Origin of the sequence: Mesorhizobium sp. M7A.F.Ca.AU.001.01.1.1 (genome assembly GCF_004022735.1) — a bacterium.
GTDB classification, from domain to species: Bacteria; Pseudomonadota; Alphaproteobacteria; order Rhizobiales; family Rhizobiaceae; genus Mesorhizobium; species Mesorhizobium ciceri.
Genome location: NZ_RZPF01000537.1, coordinates 1 through 4,668 on the forward strand (window position 1 = coordinate 1; position 4,668 = coordinate 4,668).

The 4,668-nt window shown below is 59.2% G+C and carries 5 protein-coding genes and 1 pseudogene; 3 read left to right on the plus strand and 3 right to left on the minus strand.

Annotated features, from left to right (window positions below; genetic code table 11):
• The coding region (locus EN884_RS38755) for a 5'-methylthioadenosine/S-adenosylhomocysteine nucleosidase (RefSeq protein WP_164895164.1) at window positions 1-651 on the plus strand (651 nt) is incomplete at its 5' end.
• Window positions 652-1,009: 358 nt separating this feature from the next.
• Here EN884_RS38755 and EN884_RS26415 read toward each other — a convergent pair.
• Together EN884_RS26415 and EN884_RS26420 are read right to left on the minus strand one after the other, a co-directional pair.
• Window positions 1,010-2,383, minus strand: coding sequence for a PleD family two-component system response regulator (locus tag EN884_RS26415; protein ID WP_128360815.1), 1,374 nt, complete (start codon window positions 2,381-2,383; stop codon window positions 1,010-1,012).
• Between the two features lie 33 nt (window positions 2,384-2,416).
• Entirely contained in the window at window positions 2,417-2,788 is a 372-nt protein-coding gene (locus EN884_RS26420) for a response regulator (protein ID WP_013531932.1), read from the minus strand.
• 246 nt (window positions 2,789-3,034) lie between these two features.
• Here EN884_RS26420 and EN884_RS26425 point away from each other — a divergent pair, with 246 nt between their 5' ends.
• On the plus strand, window positions 3,035-3,334 hold the full coding sequence (locus EN884_RS26425) for a DUF3572 domain-containing protein (RefSeq protein WP_024503583.1): 300 nt from the start codon (window positions 3,035-3,037) through the stop codon (window positions 3,332-3,334).
• Window positions 3,331-3,984, plus strand: a complete 654-nt coding sequence (locus EN884_RS26430) for a hypothetical protein (protein ID WP_013531934.1) — start codon at window positions 3,331-3,333, stop codon at window positions 3,982-3,984. The genes EN884_RS26425 and EN884_RS26430 overlap by 4 nt, the downstream gene beginning before the upstream one ends.
• 10 nt (window positions 3,985-3,994) lie before the next feature.
• Here EN884_RS26430 and EN884_RS26435 read toward each other — a convergent pair.
• A pseudogene (locus EN884_RS26435) lies at window positions 3,995-4,668 on the minus strand (hypothetical protein); the annotation flags it as partial.

A 4,668-nucleotide genomic window follows, 5' to 3' on the forward strand; every position in this document is an offset into this window, starting at 1 on the left:
CAATACGACGAGGGAAAACGGGAAAAGGACGAGTTCCTCAGCGATATCCGCCAGGCACGAATATCTAAGGAGTGGCTTGCGGCGGCGCAGTCTCTCGATCCTCGTGATCTCCCAAGTTTCGGCCATCCAAATGGTGGGGAGCGCAAATTATGGCTAATGCACAAGCTCTATCAAGGCTTCGATCCGCGCGTGCTGCCAGCGCGTAAACGCTACTTCGCGGACGGGGAGTGGTCCTCGACGCTTGTTGATCTAGAGAAGTCGGGGGAGCTGCTAATAGAGGGGACGTCGATAAAACTTACGGAAGTAGGACGAAGTGCTGTGGAACGGTCACTTGTCATGGATGTCGATCCACCAAAAACACTCCCCTTTGAAATCAAGACTGGCCCAATCGCCAGCGGAAACGTCGTTGTCAAAAATGGCATGACTTGGGACATGTTGAAGCGCAGCGGCGTGCGCACCGTGTTGGGACTCGAGATGGAAGCGGCCACAATCGGTGAGATCGCAAAGCAGTGTGGTATTGGCGAGTGGATCGTTATCAAGGGGGTGATGGACCATGCCGATCCCAACAAGGCGGACCGTTTCAAGCCGTTTGCGGCGCGTGCGTCTGCCGAAGCTCTTCGGAAATTCTTGATCGGCAGATTCTCAGTCTGACAGAGTGCAGGAGCCCACTGAAAGAACATGATCGCGAGGTGAACGGTCCATCGATCCGTTCATCTTGCGGAACCTAGCTGATTGCATTCAATTAACGGTCTGCAACCGCTTGGTTCCTTGGTTCAGGTCGTCGCCTTTCTTAACTGCCGGGCGGGAGGGCTCTTTTGCTTCGATAGAAGTCGAAGCCGCCAAGATTATTGAGGGTGGCGTTTCCAACCAAGCTAGGACGCGCTGCTCCAATCTTGCCGTCACTCCAATGTTGAACAGTCCGCGGGAACCGCCCGCCGCCTACGAGGCCAAGTAGACTTCCGACACATAAAGAAAGCTAAATTCCATAACAACGCCGGGCAGCAATCCATCAATCGAGACCAACGACCACCCGGTTGCGGCCGCCGTTTTTGGCTTTGTAAAGGGCGACGTCGGCGCGTTTTATCAGCGCCGCTACTGTATCCGCCCCTTTGAAAACCGAAGACACGCCAACGCTGACAGTAACTTCGGTCGTCTTTCCCTCACGACCGATGGCAAATGGCACCTGGGCGATTTCAGCGCGAATGCGTTCGGCGACCTTTTCGGCCACCGTGCTATCTGTGTCCGGCATCACCACTACGAATTCATCGACCCCATAAACGCATGCAAGGTCGATACCGCGCACATTCTTGCGTAGCCGGCGCGCGCACTCGCGCAGCACGTCGCCACCTGCCTCGTGACCGTGTGTGTCGTTGACCGACTTTAGAAGGTCGATGTCGGTGATTATCACCGACAATGGTCGCTGGCGCGCCACCGCACGATCGAACAACGTCTGTAGATGGCTATCGAGGTAACGGCGGTTGTGCAGCCCGGTTAGTCCATCGGTCACCGCCATCTCGATGGTTTGGGTGACGCTGGCGCGAAGCTGGTCATTGTAGCGTTTGCGGCGCACTTGCGTACGCATCCGCGCCACCAGCTCCTGCTGGTCTATAGGCCGCATGAGGTAGTCGTTGATGCCGAGTTCGAGGCCGCGGATGATCCGCCCCTCCTCGCCTTCCTCGGCCAGAAGGATGATCGGCAGGAAGCGGGTGCGATCGAGCGAACGCAATTGCGAGCATAGCCGCAGCGGATCGAATTCGGCAAAAGCCATCGAGATCACGACGCATTCATAGGGCGCTTCGGCAGCCTGGAAGAAGCCGGCATGCGGGTCGGTGGCAATGTCGAGATCGGCACTGTCGCGCAGCATCTTCTGGATGCGCTCAAACGAAGATTTGCGCTCGTCAATCAGCAGAACTTTTGGCGTCGCGTTTTCGGACGTGAAGGTGCGGCTCAACACCTCCTCGATGCCGATGTTGCGTGTGGTCGAGGCACGCAGGCGCAATTCGTCAGTCAGCGACTTCAGCCTGACCAGGCTTTTCACGCGCGTCATCAGCTGCAGGTCATTGACCGGCTTGGTCAGGAAATCGTCGGCGCCGGCCTCGAGACCGCGCACTCGGTCCGCAATCTGGTCGAGCGCGGTGATCATCACCACCGGAATATGCGATGTCGCCGGATCGCTCTTCAGCCGCCGACAGACCTCCAAGCCGTCCATATCGGGCATCATCACATCGAGCAGCACGACATCGACCTTGCCGTTCTCGCAGGTCTCGATCGCATCCGGCCCGTTGGTGGCGGTCAACACTTCGAAATATTCGGCCAGCAGCCGCACTTCCAGCAGCCGCACATTGGCAGGGATATCGTCGACGACGAGGATCCGCGCAGTCATTTCATAACGCTCCGGCTCGGCTGAAGGGGCACATCACGCATCGCCCAGATAGGATTTGATGGTTTCGATGAAACGCGGCACCGAGATCGGCTTCGAAATATAAGCCTCGCAGCCACCCTGGCGGATACGTTCCTCGTCGCCTTTCATGGCGAAGGCGGTCACGGCAATGACGGGGATGACGTGCAGTTCGTCGTCCTCCTTCAGCCATTTGGTCACTTCAAGCCCCGACACCTCAGGCAACTGGATATCCATCAAGATGAGATCCGGCCGGTGCTGGCGTGCCAGATCGAGCGCTTCCAGACCGTTGCGGGTGCGCACGGTCTCGTAACCGCTTGCCTCGATGAGGTCCCGAAAGAGCTTCATGTTGAGCTCATTGTCCTCGACGATCATAACCTTCTTCGGCATCGATATCCCGTCCCGGCCGCCCTTCCGCTTCGAAGGCGACCGTCATGCGCCCATATCTGAACGCACCAAACCCTGCTTCACTTTACGGCAATATGATTGACGAAACGGAAATCCGCGGCTGGAAAACAGCGCGAATTCTACCTCGTCGCCTGCGCGTCCAAAGGGCGCGCCACGCTCTAATGGCTTGCCGCAAGCAACTCTTGCCATTACTGCGGGAGAGACTCATTCCACACACCGAAGGTAGTGATGGCAAACGCAGCGTCAATGCGCGAAGAAGCGGAATCGATTGCCGTGAAGGCCCTGGGCTTTGTCGCCTCCGATCCGGAGCTTTTGCCGCGCTTTCTGGCTATCACCGGCATAGAGGTCCATTCGATCCGCAAAGCCGCCAGTGAGCCGGGTTTCCTGGCTGGTGTCCTGCAATTCATCCTCGCCCACGAGCCGACGCTGATGCGCTTTGCCGAGGAAACCGGCACCCCGCCGGCTGCTGTCGGCAAGGCCCTGCGGTCGCTGCCGCTGGGCGATGACAATCACGAGCATTCCATATGAGCGATGATCCAGAAACAGCGCGCCAGATCGAAGAACTGGCAGCCGACAACCGGCCGTTGCTGGTGCTCGATGTCGACGATGTCGTGCTCGAATTCATCCGCCCGTTTCCGAATTTCCTCAAGACGCGTGGCTATGGCCTGACGCTGGCCTCGTTCCGGCTGACCGGCAACATCGCAGAGACGGCCAGCGGCCGCCTGATCGAACAGCCCGAAGTCACGGCACTGCTGGGCGATTTCTTTGACACGCAAGCCGATTGGCAAAACATTACGGACGGCGCGGCAGAGGCCCTGGCAGGGCTTGGCGACCGCGCGGAAATCATCTTGCTGACGGCCATGCCGCACAAACACCGTGCCGTGCGTCGTGTCCATCTCGACGCGCTTGGACTGAGCTACCCGCTTCTGACCACTGAAATGGCCAAAGGACCGGCAGTGGCCAAGCTTCGCGGCAAGGCCGGCCGACCGGTGGTCTTCGTCGACGATCAGCCGCACAATCTGGCGTCGGTGCGGGAATCGGTCGCCGACGCCGAACTGTTCCACCTGATGGCCGACAATTCACTGCGCGCATTCCTGCCCCCGGTGACGGACGATGTGGTCGTCGTCCAGGACTGGCACGAAGCCGCGCCGAAGATCGCAAGCGCGCTGGGGCTCTAAACTCCAGCCTTCAAGGGTTCAGTTTCGCACCTGCGCCGCCGCTGTCGTCCCCGCTGTCATCGTCGCCGTCACCATCGTCCACGCTGTCGTCCACGGCCGGATCGGCAGGCTTCAGCATGACGCCATTGACGGTGACCGAACCGTCGGCCTTGGCGTTGACGATCCATTCCAGCCGTCCATCGGACAGCGTCTTGCCAAAGCCCTTCGCCATGAGAGCGACTGGCACGTATTGGGCCACCTCCGGTTCCGACTTTGCCGCTTCCTGCAGGCCTTCGACAAGCTTGTCGAAGCCGGCGACATCGACGGTCACGCTACCTTCGGGCTTTTCGCCCGGGAATGTCATCTCGCCTTCCAGGGCGATCTCCGTATCCTTGTTCTTCACGGTGCTGTGGCCAAGCACGACCTTCGGCGTCTTGGCCATGAAGTCGGCCTTAAGCTGCTCGCCGAATTCGGCAGACAGCGGCGGATTCTTATTGAGATCAAAGGCTTCGATCGCCTTCTTCGCCATGCTGTCGAGATCGATATTGGCGCCGCCAAAGTTCAAATCGACATCGGTGGGCAACAACCCCACGCTCCAGCTCGGGAGAAGCTGGGTCGGCACGGTCAGTCCCGATGCCTTGATGCCGTAGGTGATCGTGCCGTTTTGGGCGACGCCGTCGGAGCCGAACACGGTGCTGAGCTGGG